The sequence below is a fragment of the Prevotella sp. C0209C1 genome, from assembly GCF_056583855.1.
This window is the reverse complement of the sequence record NZ_JBWPJP010000013.1, coordinates 37,795-57,920: the sequence shown is the minus strand read 5'-3', so window position 1 is coordinate 57,920 and position 20,126 is coordinate 37,795. Positions and strand designations below refer to the sequence as shown.

Here is a 20,126-nt window from a genome sequence, read left to right as displayed (position 1 = left end):
TTCGAGCTTTTTTTTATTGCCCTACAGCCACTTTGGCGTGGCGTATAACTTTATCGTTAAGCGTATATCCTGTTTGTACACAATCTATTATTTTACCTTTTTTCTCGTCTCCCATTCCTGGCACCATAGCTATAGCTTCGTGGTAATCGACGTTAAAATCGGCATTATCGGTATCGATTTTCTGTACACCTATTTTCTTTAGAGTTTCGACAAACTTCTTATATATAAGGTTAAATCCTTCTTTTATCGAGTTAGGGTCCTCGGTATTGTCAGATAATGCTCGTTCAAAATCGTCTAAGATAGGCAGTACGGCATTGATAGTCTTTTCGCTACCATTTATGATAAGTTCGCTTTTTTCTTTGAGAGTACGTTTTTTGTAGTTATCAAATTCAGCTACTAATCGTATGTACTTATCTTTCCACTGTTCAGCCTCTTGCTGTGCTTTTGCAGTAGGGTCTACCTTTTCTTCTTGCTCACTACTTTCTTCTTGACTGTGTTGCTGCTCATTATCCTGCTGCTTAACATCTTCTTGAGCTTCATTTTCCAGAGTACTTTGAGCATTTTTTTCTTGCTCTTGAGTATTGTTGTTTATGTTTTTGTTATTTTTTTTTGCTTTCATTTTATGTAATTGTTTTTTTTGTAAGTAAAGCAAATTATGTGCCAAAAGAATAGTTTTATATATAAAAGCTCATTTCTTATTGGTACATTGCGTTTCTTTTTTCTTTTAGTTTGTCATCGTGTATGTATTCATCGTATGGCATAAGTTTGTCAATGGTCCCTTTAGGAGTAAGCTCAATGACTCTGTTAGCAATAGAATCGATGAAAGCATGGTCGTGTGAGCTAAAGAGGATATTTCCTTTAAAGCTGATGAGGTTGTTGTTAAAGGCTTGTATGCTTTCCAAGTCGAGGTGGTTAGTGGGTGTGTCTAAGATAAGGCAGTTAGCGTTTTGTAGCTGCATTCTTGCTATCATGCACCTCATTTTTTCTCCTCCGGAGAGTATTTTCACTTGTTTTTCCACTTCTTCCTGTCTGAAAAGCATTCTTCCAAGATACCCTTTCATAACCACTTCGTTGCCTGGTCCGTATTGTGAAAGCCAGTCTACGAGGTTAAGTTCTGAAGAAAAGAATTCGGTGTTATCTAAAGGTAGATATGCTGTGGTTATGGTTACTCCCCAGTTATATTGTCCGGCATCGGGTGTTCTGTTACCGTTTATTATTTCGAAGAATGCCGTCATGGCTTTAGGGTTGTGTGATATGAAGACTACTTTTTGTCCTTTTTCTATGTTGAGGTCTACGTGGTCGAAGAGTACAGTCCCGTCAGGTTCTACGGCTTTAAGGTCGTTTACCTGTAGAATTTGGTTACCCGGTTCTCTTTCCATCTGGAATATTATTCCGGGGTATTTTCTGCTTGACGGTCTTATTTCTTCTACGTTAAGTCTTTCGAGCATTTTCTTTCTTGATGTGGTTTGTTTGCTTTTAGCCACATTGGCAGAGAATCTTCTTATAAACTCTTCGAGCTGTTTCTTTTTTTCTTCAGCTTTTAGTTTTTGGTTTTGTGCTTGTCTTAGTGCGAGTTGTGAGCTTTCGTACCAGAAGGAGTAGTTTCCTGCGAAGACGGTTACTTTCCCAAAGTCGATGTCTATGGTCTGTGTGCTTACAGTGTCAAGGAAATGTCTGTCGTGTGAAACTACGAGTACTGTTTGGTTATCGTCAATGTCAGCGAGATAATCTTCGAGCCATTCCACGGTGTCTAAGTCGAGGTCGTTTGTAGGCTCATCGAGTAAAAGGTTTTCAGGTTTGCCAAAGAGTGCTTTAGCTAACATTACTCTAACCTTTTCGTTGTTAGAAAGCTGTGCCATTTCCTTAGTGTGCAAATCTTCGTTTATGCCTAAGTGTTGTAATAGCTGTGCCGCTTCGCTTTCAGCTTCCCAGCCGTTCATTTCAGCGAATTTGAGTTCTAAGTCTGCCGCTCTGTTACCGTCTTCCTCGCTCATTTCTTCTTTAGCGTATAGTGCTTCTCTTTCTTTCATGTTATCCCAGAGCTTGCTGTGTCCCATGAGTACGGTGTCCATAACGTTAAAGCTGTCGTATTTAAAGTGGTCTTGTTCCAATACCGACAATCTTTCTCCCGTTCCTAACTCTATAGTTCCTTTGTTAGGTTCTAATTCTCCAGAGATAGCTTTTAGTAGTGTCGATTTTCCTGCTCCGTTGGCTCCTATTACTCCATAGATGTTACCACGGGTAAACTTTATGTTTACGTCTTTGTATAATACTCTTTTACCAAATTGGATTGCGATATTTGATAATGTAATCATTTTTTATTATCTAAATGCTTATTATTTAATTACTTTGTGTGCAAAGGTACTGTTTTTCTTGTTGTCTATAAAGGAAAAGAAGAAAAATAATAAAAAAGAAAGTTTTTTCTTGTTTATATAAAAGTTTTTTCTTAACTTTGGCACCTACCATAAAGCATCGCTTAGGTTATCTCGCAAATGATGTTCAGGTCTTTTAAAGTGTCAGTGCTTTATGGTGTTCTCTTTTAGAGAGGAGAGATGTTCGTATGTATATGTTTGTGTAAGGGATAAAAGTTTGTTTTGAATATCTTGATAACACAGAAGGTGCATAAGAAAGATGACCTTTTATAGAGTAAAAGGTGATGTTTTACACCTTAAAAGGTGATGTTTTAGTGATTAAAATATCACCTTTTGCTGTATAAGGGACAATGTTTTTGCAAAGTGAATATTACATTTTTACTATATTTTTTTTATTCTTTAGAGAATTTATTATTACCTTTGCGGTGGTTATGAAATCGAGACAAGGTTAATTTATTAAATAAAAATTATAGCTATATAAATTTATGTATTTCACACTATTTGTTACCGTATTGATAACTGCAGCTTTTTTGGTAGTGGCTGCTTATGTCATTGCCAAGCTGATAGGTCCGCGGTCTTACAGTCCGATAAAGGGTGAGCCTTTCGAGTGTGGTATTCCTACGTATGGTCAGTCTTGGCTGCCTGTTCGTATAGGTTATTACCTCTTTGCCATTCTTTTTCTGATGTTCGATGTAGAGACGGTGTTTCTGTATCCTTGGGCGGTTGTTGTTAAGTCATTTGGGCCTTTAGCGTTATTTACGATAGGGTTCTTTATGTTGGTATTAGTATTTGGCCTTGCTTATGCTTGGCGGAAAGGAGCGTTAGAATGGAAATAAGAAAGCCCAGGATAAAATCGCTTCCTTATGAAGAATGGAAGGACAACGAAACTCTTGACAAGATGGCTGCCGACCTTAACGATGGTGGTACTAACCTTGTTTTGGGCAATTTGGATCAGTTGATAAACTGGGGTCGTAGTAATTCGTTGTGGTCTCTTACCTTTGCTACATCGTGTTGTGGTATCGAGTTTATGTCTGTGGGCTGTGCTCGTTACGACTTTTCTCGTTTTGGCTTTGAGGTAACTCGTAATTCTCCTCGTCAGGCAGACCTTATAATGTGTGCCGGTACTATTACTAATAAGATGGCTCCGGCTCTTAAGCGTTTGTATGATGAGATGGCAGAGCCTAAGTATGTTATTGCAGTGGGTGGCTGTGCTATTTCAGGAGGTCCGTTTAAGAATAGTTATCATGTTATGCGCGGTATAGACGAGATTATCCCTGTAGATGTTTATATACCGGGCTGTCCTCCTCGTCCTGAGGCTATTATCTATGGTATGATGCAGCTTCAGCGTAAGGTAAAGATAGAGAAGTTTTTTGGAGGTGTCAACCATAAGCAGACCTCTTCAGAGCGTGAGCTTGGTGTAAGTAATGCTACGCTTATTTTTAAGGATAAGCTGGGCATAGACCCTCTTGAGATAAAGCAAAAGCGTGAGGCAGCTTGGTTAGAGGAGAACGGCTCTAAGGCTAAGCCTGTAAGAAAGCCAGTAGCAGCGAAGGCTGCGGCTCCAGAGGCTAAGCCTATAAAGAAAGATACTATCGTGGTGGATAAGCCTGTAACTAAGCAGCAGGTAGAATCGCTTGGTAAGGAGATAGATGAGCTTAACTCTGTAAGTAAGCCATCGGATACTAATAATAAATAAGGTATATAAGGAAGATGAAATTAGAAAATAAAGAATTTGGCTTTGATAGTTTTGCCCTTGAGATGGCAAGATTAAAGAACGAGAATCATTTCGATTACCTTGTAACTATTGTTGGTGAAGACTTTGGTCAGGAAGAGGGCTTAGGCTGTATTTACATTCTTGAGAACACTCTTTCTCATGAGCGTATATCGGTAAAGCAGATAGCTAAGCAGATAGATGAAGATTATGTCATTCCTTCTGTTATTAAGCTATGGGCAGATGCCGAGCTGCTGGAGCGTGAGGTGTACGACTTTTTTGGTATTAAGTTTTTAGGGCACCCTGATATGCGTCGTTTGTTTTTGCGTAACGACTATAGTAATGGTTACCCTTTGCGTAAGGATTTCGATAAAGATCCTACAAAAAACCTTTATACCTTAACCGACGATGTAGAGGTGGATACCACTTTGGAGTGGTCGTTAGATGGTAGTGGAAACCTTGTTTCTACAAAGCATTCGCTCTTTACCGATGACGATTATGTGGTAAACTTTGGTCCGCAGCACCCTGCCATGCATGGTGTGCTACGTTTGCAAACAGTCTTAGACGGTGAGACCGTTAAGCGCATATATCCCCATCTTGGGTATATACATCGTGGTATAGAGAAGCTTTGTGAGGAGTTTTCTTATCCACAGACACTGGCTCTTACTGACCGTATGAACTATCTTTCGGCTATGATGCACCGCCACGCTTTAGTGGGTGTAATAGAGGAAGGGCTTGGCGTGGAGCTTTCAGACCGTATAAAGTATATAAGAACCATTATGGACGAGCTTCAGCGTATAGATAACCACTTGCTATATACCTCATGTGTGGCTCAAGACCTTGGTGCGCTTACCGCTTTCCTTTATGGTATGCGCGACCGTGAGCATGTGCTTAACGTAATGGAGGAGACTACCGGTGGACGTTTGATACAAAACTACTATCGTATAGGTGGTTTGCAGGCAGATATCGATGCTCACTTTGTAGATAATGTGAAGAAGCTCTGCAAGTATCTTCGCCCTATGGTGCAGGAATATCTCGACGTCTTTGGCGATAACGTCATTACTCATAAGCGTTTGGAGAAGGTGGGATATATGAGCCGAGAAGACTCTATAAGCTACGCTGTAACGGGTCCGGCAGGTCGTGCAGCAGGCTGGAGAAATGATGTTCGTAAGCATCACCCATACGATATGTATGATAAGGTGGACTTTAAAGAGGTAGTTTTGACCCATGGCGACTCTATGGATCGTTACTATTGCCATATAAAAGAGATTTATGAGAGCCTTAACATCATAGAGCAGCTAATAGATAATATCCCTGAAGGCGATTTCTATATTAAGCAGCGACCTATAATAAAGGTGCCTCAAGGGCAGTGGTTCTTCTCTGTGGAGGGTGCCAGTGGCGAGTTTGGCTGTTATCTCGACTCACGTGGGGATAAGAGTCCGTATCGTGTTAAGTTCCGCCCTATGGGTCTTACCTTGGTGGGTGCTTTGGATAAGATGTTGAGAGGCGAAAAGGTAGCCGACCTGATTACCAACGTAGCCGCTTTAGACTTTGTTATTCCAGACATCGACCGTTAAGAAAGAGGTATAAAAAAAAGTAAATAATTAAGCATAAAATCATATAATGTTCGATTTTAGTATTATAACAAAATGGTTTGATGCCTTGCTAAGAGTAACGCTGGGCTTAGGCAATTTTTCCTCTACCCTGATAGAGTGTATTGTAGTGGGGCTGATAATCCTTACGGCTTATGCTGTGCTTGCTATTGTGCTTATCTTCATGGAGCGTAAGGTATGTGCTTACTTCCAGTGTCGTATAGGTCCGGTGCGTGTGGGCTGGTGGGGCACATTGCAGGTGTTTGCCGATGTATTGAAGATGCTCATTAAAGAGATCTTCTCAGTAGATAAGGCTGATAAGCTGATATATTTTATAGCGCCTTTCTTGGTTATTATAGCCTCGGTGGGTACATTCTCGTTCCTTCCCTGGAACAAAGGTGCTAACATTCTCGACTTTAACGTAGGTATATTCCTCGTTACAGCTATTAGTTCGATAGGTGTAGTAGGGGTGTTCCTTGCTGGTTGGGGTAGTAATAACAAGTATTCCGTGCTTTCGGCTATGCGTGGGGCAGTGCAGATGATTTCTTACGAGCTCTCTTTGGGCTTGTGTCTTATCTCTGCCGTTATCCTTACGGGTACGATGCAGGTATCTGGTATTGTGGAAGCACAGACGGGTCCTTGGCAGTGGCTCATCGTACAGGGACATATACCTGCCTTGCTGGCATTCTTGGTGTTTTGCATAGCAGGTAATGCAGAGGCTAACCGTGGTCCTTTCGATTTGGCAGAAGCCGAGAGCGAGCTTACCGCAGGTTACCATACCGAATATTCTGGTATGGGTTTTGGCTTTTATTACTTAGCAGAATATCTTAATCTGTTTGTAGTCTCGGGTATTGCCACTACAGTTTTCTTAGGAGGCTGGGCACCTTTAAATATAGGTATCGAGGGCTTCGACAGTGTAATGAACTTTATTCCGGGCATTGTCTGGTTCTTGGGTAAGACGTTTGTAGTGGTGTTCCTGCTTATGTGGGTGCGCTGGACTTTCCCTCGTCTGCGTGTAGACCAGATCTTAAAGCTCGAATGGAAATATTTAATGCCCCTGTCGCTGGTCATCTTAGTCTTAATGACGGTGTGTGTAGCCTTCGGCTGGACGTTTACTATTAATGCTTAAGAAGAGATATGGAAGAAAAGAAAGAATCATATTTCGGTGAGGTTGGGAGTGCTCTAAAGACACTGGCTACCGGCTTAAAGGTTACGATGAAAGAATATTTCACACCAAAGTCGACAGAGCAGTATCCAGAGAATCGTAAAACAACCTTACACGTTGCTGCACGCCATCGTGGGCGTTTGACGTTTATCCGCGATGAGGAAGGCAACTATAAGTGTACTGCTTGTACCATGTGTGAGAAAGCTTGCCCTAACGGAACTATCCGCATCTTGTCGCAGATGGTTACCAACGAGGAGGGCAGGAAGAAGAAGCAGCTTGTCGATTATCAGTACGATTTGGGCGATTGCATGTTTTGTGAGCTGTGTACAAATGCTTGCGGCTTCGGTGCTATCGAGTTTACAAACGACTTTGAGAATGCTGTTTTCGACCGTTCTAAGCTCGTTCTTCATCTTGATAAAGAAGTTTATACCGGAGGGTCTTTGCCTAATATCATTGATGGCGGAGCCGACTGGGAAGTAGGAACCTTTAATACCAAAAAGAAATAAGCCCTATGGCACAGATTATTATGTTTGCGGTTTTAGCCGTAGTAATATTGGCAGCAGCCTTTTTCTCGGTGCTAACCAGTAGGATTATGCGTGCAGCAACGGCGTTGTTGTTTGTGTTGTTTGGTGTGGCAGGAATGTATTTTTTGCTCGACTATACCTTCCTTGGTACGGTGCAGATAAGCATTTATGCCGGTGGCATTACTATGGTATATGTTTTTGCCATTCACCTTGTTAATAAGCAGACCCTTCGTGGCTTGTCAGAGCGTTGGCTCGGTAAGCGTACGTTCTTAGCCGCTGGGCTTGCCGTGGTAGGCTTTGTGGTAGTGGCAGCTGTGTTTTTAAAGAACGAGCTACTAAATGCTGTAGTGTCTTCATCGGTAAAAGGCGAGGTGCCAATGCAGAAGATAGGCACAACGCTTATGAGTGCGGATAAGTATGGGTATGTGTTGCCCTTCGAGTTTATATCGCTCTTCTTACTGGCTTGTATCATAGGCGGGCTGGTTATATTAAATAAAAAAAACAAAAAGGAGGCTTAGAATGATACCAGTACAATATTTTTTCCTACTTAGCGGAATACTGTTTTTTATTGGGGTATTTGGTTTTGTTACCCGTCGTAACCTTGTTGCGATGCTTATCTCTATCGAGTTAGTATTAAATAGTGTTGATATCAACTTTGCTGCTTTTAACCGTTTGCTTTATCCCAGTGGTTTTGAGGGCATGTTCTTCACACTGTTTTCCATAGGTGTCAGTGCTGCCGAAACAGCCGTGGCACTTGCTATAATTATTAATGTTTACCGCCATTTCCATAACGATCAGGTGAACAGTATTGAAAACATGAAATTATAAAAAAAGATTATGTTCGATTACGCATTTTTAATACTCCTTCTTCCCTTCCTAAGCTTTTTAGTATTAGGACTAACAGGAATGAAGATGCCTAAGAAAGTGGCAGGTATTGCAGGCACTTGCATGCTGGGTGTGTTGTTTGCCTTGAGTCTTTATACAGCTTATCGTTACTTCTTCTATACGGGAGAGTTTACAGCCATGGGCGAGGTCTTTAAGGTTGTTAATGGTAGGCTTGACGGTGGTCAGGGTGCTTACCCCACAATAACGGTGTTTAACCTCACCTGGCTAAAGTTTACAGATCTTCTAACCTTTAATATAGGTTTCCGCTTGAGCCCTATCAGCGTGATGATGCTTGTTGTTATCACCACGGTTAGCTTCATGGTACATATCTATTCGTTTGGCTATATGGCAGAGCGAGGCGAGAAATATGAGTTTGAGGAGTATGAGCATGGTTTCCAGCGTTTCTACGCTTACCTATCTATGTTTACCTGTTCTATGTTAGGCTTGGTGGTAGCTACTAACATCTTCCAGATGTATCTCTTCTGGGAGCTTGTGGGTGTGTGCTCTTATCTGTTGATAGGCTTTTATTATCCAAAGCATACAGCGGTACATGCCAGTAAGAAGGCGTTTATAGTAACGCGTTTTGCCGATTTGTTTTTCCTTATAGGAATATTGTTTTTCAGTTTCTATGTAGGTACTTTCAATTACGACTTATCGGTAAATCCTCATCTTGTAGGTAAGCTCGCTTCTTTAGCTGCTAACCCTTCTACATCATGGGCAATACCTACGGCGTTGTTTCTGATGTTTATCGGTGGTGCAGGTAAGTCGGCTATGTTCCCATTACATATATGGCTTCCCGATGCTATGGAGGGTCCTACCCCTGTTTCGGCTTTAATCCATGCGGCAACGATGGTTGTGGCTGGTGTGTTTCAGGTAGCGTCTTTGCTGCCCATCTACTTACAGTTTGGTGCTCAAGAGCAGCTTCACTGGATAGCCTGGATAGCTGCTTTTACAGCTTTCTATGCAGCAGCCGTGGCTTGTGCGCAGAAAGATATTAAGCGAGGCTTGGCGTTTTCTACTATTTCTCAGATAGCTTATATGCTTGTAGCCTTAGGGGTTTGCTTCTACGATAGTAAGCAGGGCAGCTTCTCTTCGGCAGAGTTTTTACATCATGGAGGGTTAGGCTATATGGCAGCAATGTTCCATTTGTTTACCCACGCTATGTTTAAGGCGTTGCTCTTCTTATGTTCTGGAGCAATAATAGTTATTATAGGTAGCAACTTTAAGGAGTACATGGGCGGTCTGCATAAGTATATGCCCATTACAAACATTTGCTTCCTGATAGGCTGCCTTGCCATATCTGGTATTCCTCCCTTTGCAGGTTTCTTCTCAAAGGACGAGATTATATCAGCTTGTAATGCTCTCCCCGGTGCTGAGGGTCAGGCATTGAAGTGGATAATGACGCTTGTAGCAGGTATGACGGCGTTTTATATGTTCCGTCTTTATTATGTTATCTTCTGGGGTCAGTCTTATTATGAGTTAGATCCGGAGCATCGTCGTCGTCCTCAGGAGGTGCCTTTTGTTATGTGGGGTCCGCTTGTGTTCTTGGCTATCATCTCTTGTGTGGCAGGCTTGATACCCTTTGGGCGTTTCGTAAGTGCTAATGGCTTGCGCTACGATATACATATCGATGCAGGTATAGCCACCACAAGTATCGTAGCAGCTGTTATCGGCATTGCTTTAGCTACCTTTATGTATATGGGTAAGAAGCAGCCCGTTGCCGATGCGTTGCAGCGTGCTATGCCAAGTCTTCATAGAGCGGCATTAAACAGGTTTTATATAGACAGTGCATGGCAGTTTTTCACACATAAGATAGTATTCCGTTTCTTCTCTATTCCTATTGCTTGGTTCGATCGTCGTGTTATAGATGGCACATTCAATTTTATGGCTTGGGGTGCCAACGAGGCAGGAGAGTCTATACGCTCTTGGCAGAGTGGCGATGTGCGCCAATATGTAATATGGTTCTTAACAGGTACTATCGCTTTAACATTAGTATTACTTTGCTTGATATAAAAAAATGAGTTGGATATTAACATTATTCGTAATAATCCCCGTCTTGATGCTTTTGGGGCTTTGGGTTGCCAAGAACGACAATCAGGTGCGTGGCGTTATGGTAGCTGGTTCTTCACTGTTATTAGTGGGAGCTATATGGCTTACCGTTTATTTCATACAACAGCGTGAGGCAGGTAATACAGGTAGTATGTTGCTTTCTGCTTCTGCTATGTGGTTTAAACCTCTCAACATAGCTTTTGCCGTTGGTGTAGATGGCATTTCAGTGGTAATGATATTGCTTTCTGCGGTGATAGTTTTCACAGGTACCTTTGCCTCTTGGCAGCAGGAACCTATGAAAAAGGAATATTTCCTTTGGTTCGTACTCCTTTCTATAGGTGTGTTTGGCTTCTTTATATCTATAGATATGTTTACCATGTTTATGTTTTATGAGGTAGCTTTGATACCTATGTATTTGTTAATAGGTGTTTGGGGTACTGGGGCTAAGGAGTATTCTGCTATGAAACTTACCCTTATGCTTATGGGAGGTTCTGCTCTTATAATATTAGGTATTCTGGGTATTTACTATTTTAGTGGCTCTTCTACGATGAATGTCCTTGAGCTTGCTAAGATGCACGCCATGCCGGTGAAGATGCAGAACATCTTTTTCCCATTTGTCTTTATAGGTTTTGGTGTGCTTGGTGCTTTATTCCCCTTCCATACATGGTCGCCAGATGGTCATGCCTCTGCCCCTACGGCAGTGTCTATGCTCCATGCAGGTGTTTTGATGAAGCTCGGAGGGTATGGCTGCTTGCGTATAGCTATGTTCTTAATGCCTGATGCCTTGACGGTATGGGCTCCAGTGTTCTTAGTCCTTACCACTATATCTATAGTATATGGTGCGCTTTCGGCTTGTGTGCAGACCGACTTAAAGTATATCAACGCCTATTCCTCTGTTTCTCACTGTGGTATGGTGCTCTTTGCGCTTGTCATGACTACCCAGACTTCCATAACGGGAGCTATTCTTCAGATGTTGTCTCACGGACTTATGACTGCCCTGTTCTTTGCATGTATAGGTATGATATACCACCGTGCTGGCACGCGAGATGTGCGCTATCTTGGCGGATTAATGAAGGTAATACCCTTCCTTGCTGTGTCGTATGTTATAGCCGGACTGGCTAACCTTGGTCTTCCGGGCTTCTCGGGCTTTGTGGCTGAGATGACTATCTTTGTGGGTTCGTTCCATAACGCAGGTATGTTCCACCGTGTAGCTACCATAGTGGCTTGTACGGCGATAGTGATTACTGCCGTTTACATCTTGCGTGTAGTGGGTAAGATATTGTTTCAGAAAGTGGCTAACGACAAGTTCTTTAAGCTACACGATGCTTCTTGGGACGAACGTTTAGCCATTGGCGGACTTATCTTTTGCGTAGCCGGGCTGGGAATGTTCCCTATCATCTTCGAAAAGATAATCATCAGCGGTGTAGCACCTATCTTTAGCCATATCATAGAGTATGTTCCAACAATAGGTAACTTATAAGATTATAGCAAAATGAATTATACAGAATTTTATAAGATGATACCAGAGGCAAGCCTTGTAGCTGTCTTGGTGATTTTGTTTGTTGCCGATTTTGTGTCGGCTAAGTCGCAAGAGCGTAAGTGGCTCAACCCGCTTGCCTGTGTACTGTTGTTGCTTAACACTATAGTATGCTTGCTACCCTTAGAGCCTACGATGGCTTTCGGGGGAATGTACACTACTTCGGGAGCTGTAAACGTTATGAAGGCAATACTTTCACTGGGCACGTTTATAGTGTTTTTGCAAAGCTCTCAGTGGGCTAAGAAGAGCGGTAAGGAAGGCGAGTTTTACCTTATCACTGCTTCCACCTTATTGGGAATGTTTGTAATGATGAGTGCGGGCCATTTCCTAATGTTCTTCTTAGGTTTAGAAATGGCATCAGTGCCTTTGGCTTGCATGGTGGCTTTCGATGAGAAACGTAACAATTCGGCTGAAGGTGCAGCAAAGTTTATCCTTACGGCTACCTTCTCAAGCGGTGTGATGCTGTATGGTATAAGTATGCTTTACGCTGCTTATGGCACGTTATACTTTGGCGATGTTGCTGCAAAGATAACCCCTAACTTCCTGACAGTGGCAGGGCTGGTGTTCTTCTTCAGTGGGCTTGGTTTTAAAATATCTTTAGTGCCTTTCCACTTTTGGACTGCCGATACCTATCAGGGAGCGCCTACTACAGTAACGGGATACCTCAGTGTTATCTCTAAAGGAGCAGCTGCCTTTACCTTGCTAAGCATCTTGTTCCATGTCTTTGGTAGCATGATGACTTACTGGCATGTGCTTTTAATGATTGTCATAGTGCTTTCTATTACGGTGGCTAACCTCTTTGCTGTGAGACAGAGTGAGCTAAAACGCTTTATGGCATTTAGTTCTATCTCGCAGGCAGGGTATATTATCCTTGCAGCTATAGGCACTGACTGGGCAAGCTCTATAAGTGCGCTTACTTACTATGTGCTTATATATGTTGCTGCTAACATGGCTGTCTTTACCATAGTGTCTGTAGTAGAACAGAATAACGGAGGCAAAACAGAGATAGACGACTATAATGGCTTCTATAAAACTAATCCACGCCTGTCGTTACTAATGACTTTGGCTATGTTCTCTTTAGCTGGTATTCCGCCTTTTGCAGGTATGTTCTCTAAGTTTTTTGTCTTTATGGCAGGCGTTAAGGGGGCTTCTGTGCAAACTACTATGGGCGCATGGGCATACGCAGTGGTGTTCATAGCCTTGCTAAACACGGTTATCTCGCTGTACTATTATCTTAAGATTGTTAAGGCTATGTACATTGTTCGTACAGATAGCCCATTACCAACCTTTAAGAGCGATAACAATACCAAGATGGCTTTAGCCGTTTGCATGGTAGGTATCTTGCTCTTTGGTGTGTGCAGTGGCATATACGAATGGATTTTTGCTGCCGCATAGCATGGCTTAAAGTAAGCCTATAGCTAAAGAAGAGCATGTCTTTATAAGCTGTCAGCCACACGCTTACCTAAAGAAAGGGTAGGGGTGTGGCTGATTTTGTAGGTTAAAATAATTAAAAAACCGGGGAGGGCAATACACGATAGTGTAAAAAAAGGTAAACACCTCCTCGTCTTTTTTATAATATTTTGTACTTTTGCAATAGTTATTCTTTTTAAGTTCTTTAATAATATAAATAGGCATTATGTTGTGATGCTTTAACTAAAAACAATCTGCACGTATGGCAAAGCATAACCAGTACACAGAGTTTAGTAGTAAGATACATTCTGAGAGAAGAAAGCGTAGGCTGTTTTTAAAGCGTGGCTTGTTAGTCGTTCTTATCATAATGGCTATCTTAGTAGTTTTAGGAGTTATATTTTTATAAGGTAAAAAGAGAGTTTCCTTTTATCTCTTAGCTGTTTTCCTTTAGCCTTTAGCGTTGTATAGTTTGGTGTTATAAAGAGAATAGCTCGGTGTTATGCTGGCTTAGGCGCAGATGATAGTGCGACCCGTCATACTCAGTGAGCATTATCTTTCCTATAGCTTCAGGCGTTTTAGATAGTTTTAGAGCAACGTGTCCCATGGTACACCTCATGTTTATTTCCACCATAGGGTGTATAAAGAACGATGGTTTCTTAGCTTTTTTGTGTTTTTCGTCAGCTACTATCATCATATCCACTCCTAAAGGTCCTGTGTAGCGTTTAGCTATGTATTGTCGTAGTAGCATTTCGAGCTTGTTTTTTATAAGTATTATCTCATCGGGGTTAATATATTTAGCAAGCACAGATAGCTTGTAGTCCTCGCTTTGTATAAGATTGCCCGAGTAAGCACCGTTTGTGGTGTTAAAGAGCGATATTCCCTGAAAGTCTACCGTGCTCATATAGGCATAAAACTCCATACCAAAGTCTTTCACCCTGCTATAGAAAGGCTCTATCATCACTCCTCCTTGCTTTCTTATAATGTTGTGTGCCCAGTTAGTGGTGTATGCGTCTTGTAAAGAGTCAATGTATCTTATGCCTCGCCCGCTGCAGCTCCAAGGTGCTTTTAAGATGGCTTTTTTATAGTATTTCACATATAGTGTAAGCTCTTTCATGTTGTTTACATATACGGCTTCTCCCACTATGTTAGGAAGGTTTAGCGAGCGTTTTAGTGCTTTTAACACAGATGCCGAAAACTGTCTGTTGCTAACGTCCCTTATCATGCTTAGCTCTTGGTCTGTGGGCATAAGTTTTTGGCTTATACCTACGTTAGCTAAACTGTTTTTTATAGCCTTGTCCCAAGCCCAAGGTCTTATCTCTGTTATGTCGCTTTTTATGTTTTGTAAGGTGTCTAAGGTAACAAGATGATATGTCTGGGCAAACTTTTCCAATTGTTTCAGATGCTTCTTAGCCGAAAGATAGTCGCTTACTAAAACCAAGTCGTTAGGTTTGGCATAGAGAGCGGGCATGAAGTCGAGGTCTGTACGTAATAACCGTGCAGCGTGCGATGCTACAAAGTGCTTATCGTTGTTAGCAAGAGCAGCGTCGTGCTCTGGATTAAAAATGTGTAAAATCATATTTTAATTTTTTTCTTTGGGGCTTGCAAAGGTAATAGAAAGTAATGTCTTGCGCAAAAATAAAAGATTAAAAATAATATTTTTTGTAAAGTAGAGTTTGCAAATAATAGAAAATAATATTACCTTTGCAATGCAAATTATAAAGCAAAGGTAAGCAATGGATACTTTCTTTCGTACACATACCTATTTGGTAGAACATGTGAATGCCCCTGTGCGCCGAGCTCTTATGGACGAGATCGACTGGAACGACCGTCTAATAGGCATTAAAGGTACGCGCGGTGTGGGCAAGACAACGTTCTTACTGCAGTATGCTAAGGAGAGATACGGAGCTTTAGATCGTCAATGTCTTTACATTAATATGAACAACTTTTATTTTCAGGGTAGGGGCATAGCCGATTTTGCTGGTGAGTTTTATCGTAATGGTGGTAAGACGTTGCTCATCGATCAGGTTTTTAAGCAGCCTTCGTGGAGCGCCGAGCTAAGGAAATGTTACGATAGCTATCCTTCTTTGCGGATAGTTTTCACAGGTTCCAGTGTTATGCGCTTAAAGGAAGAGAATCCGGAGCTTAACGGTATAGTGAAGAGTTATAATTTGTTAGGTTTTTCTTTCCGTGAGTATCTTAACCTAAAGGCTGGCTTAAGATTGAAGAGCTATTCGTTAGAAGAGATATTATCTCATCACGAGTCGATAGCAAGAGAGGTGTTATCAAAGGTGAATCCTTTGATTTATTTTCAAGATTATCTACATCATGGCTTTTATCCTTTTTTCTTAGAGCATCGTAATTTCTCGGAGAATTTGCTCAAGACGATGAACATGATGATAGAGGTGGATATTTTATTAATAAAGCAGATAGAGCTAAAATATCTCACAAAGATAAAAGATCTTTTTTACCTTTTGGCTTTAGGAGGCCCTAAAGCACCCAATATAAGCAGTTTGGCAAGTAGCATTAACACAAGTAGGGCTACTGTGATGAATTATATTAAGAACTTGGCTGATGCCCGTTTAATAAACATCATTTACCCTCAGGGGCAGTCTTTTCCTAAGAAGCCGGCAAAGCTGATGCTTCATAATACTAATCTGGTGCATGCCATTTATCCCATTCAGTGCGACGTTCAGGAGCTTATGGAGATATTTTTGGTAAACAACCTGTGGTCCAGCCATATTATTAACGACAGTAAGAAGGCGGGTACTTATATCGTAGACGGCGATAAGAGCATAAGGGTTTGCGATGCTAAGACGGCTAATGTGCGTATGAATGGCCAGACTTATTATGCTCAATATAACGAAGAAATTGGTTCAGACAATAATGTGCCTTTATGGCTTTTCGGTTTCCTTTATTAATGGAATCCGAAGAAAGTTTTGCCAAACCATAATATATAAAACAACAAAAACATTATAAAAAACATTTTAATTAAAAAGAAATGGCTAAAGTAAAAAAGTTTATCACTTGTGATGGTAACGAAGCAGCTGCTCATGTGAGCTATATGTTCTCAGAGGTAGCAGCTATTTATCCTATTACTCCTTCTTCACCTATGGCGGAGCATGTAGACGATTGGTCGGCTAAGGGACGTAAGAATTTGTGGGGTCAGGAGGTAAGTGTTCAGGAAATGCAGTCTGAAGGCGGTGCAGCAGGTGCTGTGCATGGTTCTCTTCAGTCTGGTGCTTTGACTACAACGTTTACCGCTTCGCAGGGTCTTCTGTTGATGATCCCTAACATGTATAAGATAGCTGGTGAGCTTTTACCTTGCGTTTTCAACGTTACAGCGCGTACACTTGCCAGCCACGCTCTTAGTATTTTTGGCGATCATCAGGACGTTATGGCATGTCGTCAGACAGGTTTTGCCATGTTCTGTTCTGGCTCTGTGCAGGAGGTAATGGATCTTTCTGCAGTAAGCTATTTGTCGGCATTGAGGTCTTCGGTGCCTTTCATCAATTTCTTTGATGGTTTCCGCACATCTCATGAATATCAGAAGGTGGAGCTTATGGATCAGGAAGATATACGTCCACTACTCGATATGAACGACGTTAAGCGTTTCCGCGACCGTGCTATGAGCCCAGAACGCCCAGTAACACGTGGTACAGCAGAAAACCCTGAGACCTTCTTCACTCACCGTGAGGCAAGCAATAAGTATTATAACAGCGTTCCAGAGATAGTAGAACATTTCTTGGGCGAGATATCTAAGATAACAGGTCGTGAGCATCATCTCTTCGATTACTATGGAGCTGAGGACGCCGAAAACATCATTATCCTCATGGGTTCTGCCACTGAGGCTGCTAAAGAGGCTATAGACTACCTTTTAAAGCAGGGCAAGAAGGTGGGAATGGTTGCGGTACACTTGTTCCGTCCTTTCTCTAAGAAGCATCTTTTTGCAGCTGTTCCTAAGACTGTTAAGCGCATTTCGGTGCTCGACCGTACTAAAGAGCCGGGTGCAGAGGGCGAACCTTTATACTTAGACATCAAGTCGGCTTTCTACGATGCTGACATCAAGCCTTTGATAGTGGGTGGACGTTACGGCTTAGGGTCGGCAGATATCACACCTTCACACATCATCTCTGTATATAACAACTTAGAGCTTCCAGAGCCAAAGAACCATTTCACTGTGGGTATTGTAGACGATGTTACCTTTACCTCTTTACCTGAGGTGGAGGAAATACCACTTGGTGGTGAAAACACCTTTGAGGCTAAGTTCTATGGTCTTGGAGCTGATGGTACGGTAGGTGCTAATAAAAACTCTGTAAAGATTATAGGTGATAACACTGATAAGTATTGTCAGGCTTATTTCTCGTACGACTCTAAGAAGTCGGGAGGTTTCACCTGTTCACACCTTCGCTTTGGCGATGAGCGCATACGCTCTACCTATCAGGTCAAGACGCCTAACTTTGTAGCATGTCATGTGCAGGCTTACCTTAACATGTATGATGTTACACGCGGTCTGCGTAAGAACGGTACTTTCTTGCTTAACACTATCTTTGAGGGTGAGGAGCTCGTAAAGTTTATTCCTAACAAGGTAAAACGCTATTTTGCTAAAAACAATATCACCGTTTATTACATCAACGCTACTAAGATAGCACAGGAGATAGGGCTGGGCAAACGTACCAACACTATCTTACAATCGGCTTTCTTCCGCATAACAAAGGTTATTCCTTTAGATCTTGCTATAGAGCAGATGAAGGAATTTATCGTTAAGAGTTATGGCAGAAAAGGTCAGGACGTGGTAGATCTTAACTATGCCGCTGTAGACCGTGGAGGTGAGTATAACATCTTAGAGGTAGACCCTTCTTGGGCTAATCTCCCTGACGATGAGAAGGTAAACGACGACGCTCCTGCTTTTGTTAAAGAGGTTTGCCGCCCTATGAACGCACAGGCTGGCGACCTTCTAAAGGTGTCAGACTTTGTTAATCACGGCACTACCGATGGTACATGGCAGGTGGGTACGGCAGCTTATGAGAAGCGTGGCGTAGCAGCTTTCGTGCCAGTATGGAACTCGGAAAACTGCATACAGTGTAACAAATGCTCGTATGTTTGCCCTCACGCTGTTATACGTCCTTTCGTGCTCGATGAGCAGGAGAAGGCTGGTTTCGACGATGCTACCATAAACGTTATGGCTCCTAAAGAGCTTAAAGGCATGCAGTTCCGCATTCAGGTATCAGATCTCGACTGTACAGGCTGTAACAACTGTGTAGACGTATGTCCGGGTAAGCGAGGCGAGAAAGCACTTGCCTTAAAGCCTTTTAACGCTGCAAGCGAAGAAACAAAGCACAACGCAGCACAGTGGCAATATCTTACAAAGCAGGTTAAGAGCAAGCAAGACTTGGTTAATATACAGATGAACGTTAAAAACTCACAGTTTGCACAGCCACTGTTCGAATTCTCTGGAGCATGTGCAGGTTGTGGTGAGACACCTTATGTCAAGCTCGTTTCACAGCTCTTTGGCGACCGTGAGATGATATCCAATGCCACTGGTTGTTCATCTATCTATTCTGCCTCTGTGCCTTCTACACCTTATACCACTAACGAGCGTGGTCAGGGTCCTGCCTTTAACAACTCTTTGTTTGAGGACTTCTGCGAGTTTGGGCTTGGTATGGCTTTGGGTAATAAGAAGATGCGCGGACGTGTTAAGTTCTTATTAACACAGCAGGCAAGCGACGAACATGTGCCTGCCGAGTTTAAGGAAGCTGCTAAGGAGTGGATAGAAAGCATGGACGATGCTGAAGCATCTAAGAAGGCAAGTGATAAGCTAAAGCCTTTCATAGAAGAAGGTGCTAAGGCTGGCTGCCCTGTATGTAAAGAGCTTAAAGTATTAGACCACTATTTGGTAAAACGCTCACAATGGATAATAGGAGGTGATGGTGCTTCTTACGATATAGGTTATGGTGGTTTAGACCACGTCATTGCATCGGGTGAAGATGTTAATATCCTTGTGCTCGATACTGAGGTATATTCTAACACTGGTGGACAAAGCTCTAAGGCTACTCCGCTTGGTGCTATCGCACAGTTTGCCGCTAAGGGTAAGCGTGTACGTAAGAAAGACCTTGGGCTTATGGCCACTACATACGGCTATGTATATGTAGCACAGGTAGCTATGGGAGCTGACAATGCTCAGACCCTTAAAGCCATAAAAGAGGCTGAGGCTTATCATGGACCATCGCTCATCATAGCTTACTCGCCATGTATTAACCACGGCTTGAAGCTTAAGGGCGGTATGGGACGCTCACAAGCACAGGAGGGTCGTGCCGTAGAAGCTGGTTACTGGCACCTATGGCGTTATAATCCTACCTTGGCTGAAGAGGGCAAAAACCCATTCTCTCTCGATTCTAAAGCTCCTCACTGGGAGAAGTTCCAGGACTATCTTGCAAGCGAGGTGCGCTTCTTATCAGTAAAGAAAGCATATCCTGCTGAGGCTGATGAGCTCTTTAAGGCTTGTGAAGATATGGCTAAGCTACGTTATCAGAGCTACGTACGTAAGACTAAGGAAGACTGGAGCGAGCAGCTCTAACCCTCACACCCCTCACCCTTTAGAGGCTCTTACATGGGGCTTCTGAAGGTAAGGGCTTTAAGAGTAAGGCTCTTTAGGCGGGCAAGGGTGTAGACAATATATAAAGACACTAACGGCTGTAAGGGCTGTTAGTGCTTTTTTTTTATGCCGTTAGTGAAGAAAAAAACATCACCTTTTCATGAGTAAAAGGTGATGTTTTATGCCACAAAAGCTGATGTTTTAGAGGGTAAAAGGTGATGTTTCTTTATGCCACTTCTCACCCTCTTTTGGCTTCGTTTTTCTCCTTACGAAGGAAAGCAAAAGGGCT

16 protein-coding genes are annotated in these 20,126 nt (G+C 42.3%); 13 read left to right on the top strand and 3 right to left on the bottom strand.

The window, feature by feature from the left end:
• Positions 1-13 precede the first annotated feature (13 nt).
• Together AC1DCD_RS05180 and AC1DCD_RS05175 are read right to left on the bottom strand one after the other, a co-directional pair.
• Positions 14-619, bottom strand: coding sequence for a nucleotide exchange factor GrpE (locus AC1DCD_RS05180; RefSeq protein ID WP_308532775.1), 606 nt, complete (start codon positions 617-619; stop codon positions 14-16).
• 76 nt (positions 620-695) lie between these two features.
• The gene (locus AC1DCD_RS05175; RefSeq protein ID WP_019035933.1) at positions 696-2,315 is read right to left on the bottom strand and encodes an ABC-F family ATP-binding cassette domain-containing protein; all 1,620 of its coding nucleotides are present in this window, start codon (positions 2,313-2,315) and stop codon (positions 696-698) included.
• 542 nt (positions 2,316-2,857) lie between these two features.
• Between AC1DCD_RS05175 and AC1DCD_RS05170 the strand changes: the two genes are divergently transcribed.
• From AC1DCD_RS05170 to AC1DCD_RS05120, 11 genes are all read left to right on the top strand, one after another.
• Positions 2,858-3,208 carry an NADH-quinone oxidoreductase subunit A gene (locus tag AC1DCD_RS05170; RefSeq protein ID WP_008450257.1) on the top strand — a complete coding sequence of 117 codons (351 nt, stop codon included), beginning with the start codon at positions 2,858-2,860 and terminating at the stop codon, positions 3,206-3,208.
• On the top strand, positions 3,199-4,068 hold the full coding sequence (locus AC1DCD_RS05165) for an NADH-quinone oxidoreductase subunit B (protein WP_019035921.1): 870 nt from the start codon (positions 3,199-3,201) through the stop codon (positions 4,066-4,068). Before AC1DCD_RS05170 ends, AC1DCD_RS05165 begins: the two co-directional genes overlap by 10 nt.
• Positions 4,069-4,082: 14 nt before the next feature.
• Positions 4,083-5,660, top strand: a complete 1,578-nt coding sequence (locus tag AC1DCD_RS05160) for an NADH-quinone oxidoreductase subunit D (protein ID WP_464640667.1) — start codon at positions 4,083-4,085, stop codon at positions 5,658-5,660.
• 46 nt (positions 5,661-5,706) lie between these two features.
• A complete protein-coding gene (gene nuoH / locus AC1DCD_RS05155; RefSeq protein ID WP_008450485.1) occupies positions 5,707-6,804 on the top strand; it encodes an NADH-quinone oxidoreductase subunit NuoH in 1,098 nt (365 codons plus the stop codon).
• A gap of 8 nt (positions 6,805-6,812) precedes the next feature.
• Positions 6,813-7,346, top strand: coding sequence for a 4Fe-4S dicluster domain-containing protein (locus AC1DCD_RS05150; RefSeq protein WP_008450277.1), 534 nt, complete (start codon positions 6,813-6,815; stop codon positions 7,344-7,346).
• 5 nt (positions 7,347-7,351) lie between these two features.
• Complete coding sequence (locus AC1DCD_RS05145) at positions 7,352-7,882, top strand: NADH-quinone oxidoreductase subunit J family protein (RefSeq protein WP_008450305.1); 531 nt, start codon at positions 7,352-7,354, stop codon at positions 7,880-7,882.
• Position 7,883: 1 nt separating this feature from the next.
• Entirely contained in the window at positions 7,884-8,192 is a 309-nt protein-coding gene (nuoK, locus tag AC1DCD_RS05140; RefSeq protein ID WP_008450431.1) for an NADH-quinone oxidoreductase subunit NuoK, read from the top strand.
• A 9-nt stretch (positions 8,193-8,201) separates the two neighbouring features.
• A complete protein-coding gene (locus AC1DCD_RS05135) occupies positions 8,202-10,262 on the top strand; it encodes an NADH-quinone oxidoreductase subunit 5 family protein (RefSeq protein WP_353586389.1) in 2,061 nt (686 codons plus the stop codon).
• A gap of 4 nt (positions 10,263-10,266) precedes the next feature.
• On the top strand, positions 10,267-11,778 hold the full coding sequence (locus tag AC1DCD_RS05130; protein WP_024992654.1) for a complex I subunit 4 family protein: 1,512 nt from the start codon (positions 10,267-10,269) through the stop codon (positions 11,776-11,778).
• Positions 11,779-11,790: 12 nt separating this feature from the next.
• The gene (locus AC1DCD_RS05125) at positions 11,791-13,230 is read left to right on the top strand and encodes an NADH-quinone oxidoreductase subunit N (protein WP_008450271.1); all 1,440 of its coding nucleotides are present in this window, start codon (positions 11,791-11,793) and stop codon (positions 13,228-13,230) included.
• A gap of 277 nt (positions 13,231-13,507) precedes the next feature.
• A complete protein-coding gene (locus AC1DCD_RS05120; RefSeq protein ID WP_464640672.1) occupies positions 13,508-13,651 on the top strand; it encodes a hypothetical protein in 144 nt (47 codons plus the stop codon).
• A 69-nt stretch (positions 13,652-13,720) separates the two neighbouring features.
• On the opposite strand, the gene AC1DCD_RS05115 is transcribed toward AC1DCD_RS05120, so the two are convergent.
• On the bottom strand, positions 13,721-14,821 hold the full coding sequence (locus tag AC1DCD_RS05115) for a hypothetical protein (protein WP_464640674.1): 1,101 nt from the start codon (positions 14,819-14,821) through the stop codon (positions 13,721-13,723).
• Between the two features lie 157 nt (positions 14,822-14,978).
• On the opposite strand from AC1DCD_RS05115, the gene AC1DCD_RS05110 reads away from it, so the two are divergent.
• Both AC1DCD_RS05110 and nifJ read left to right on the top strand, forming a co-directional pair.
• Positions 14,979-16,163, top strand: a complete 1,185-nt coding sequence (locus AC1DCD_RS05110; protein ID WP_464640676.1) for an ATP-binding protein — start codon at positions 14,979-14,981, stop codon at positions 16,161-16,163.
• A gap of 80 nt (positions 16,164-16,243) precedes the next feature.
• On the top strand, positions 16,244-19,819 hold the full coding sequence (gene nifJ / locus AC1DCD_RS05105; protein WP_464640678.1) for a pyruvate:ferredoxin (flavodoxin) oxidoreductase: 3,576 nt from the start codon (positions 16,244-16,246) through the stop codon (positions 19,817-19,819).
• Positions 19,820-20,126: the final 307 nt, after the last annotated feature.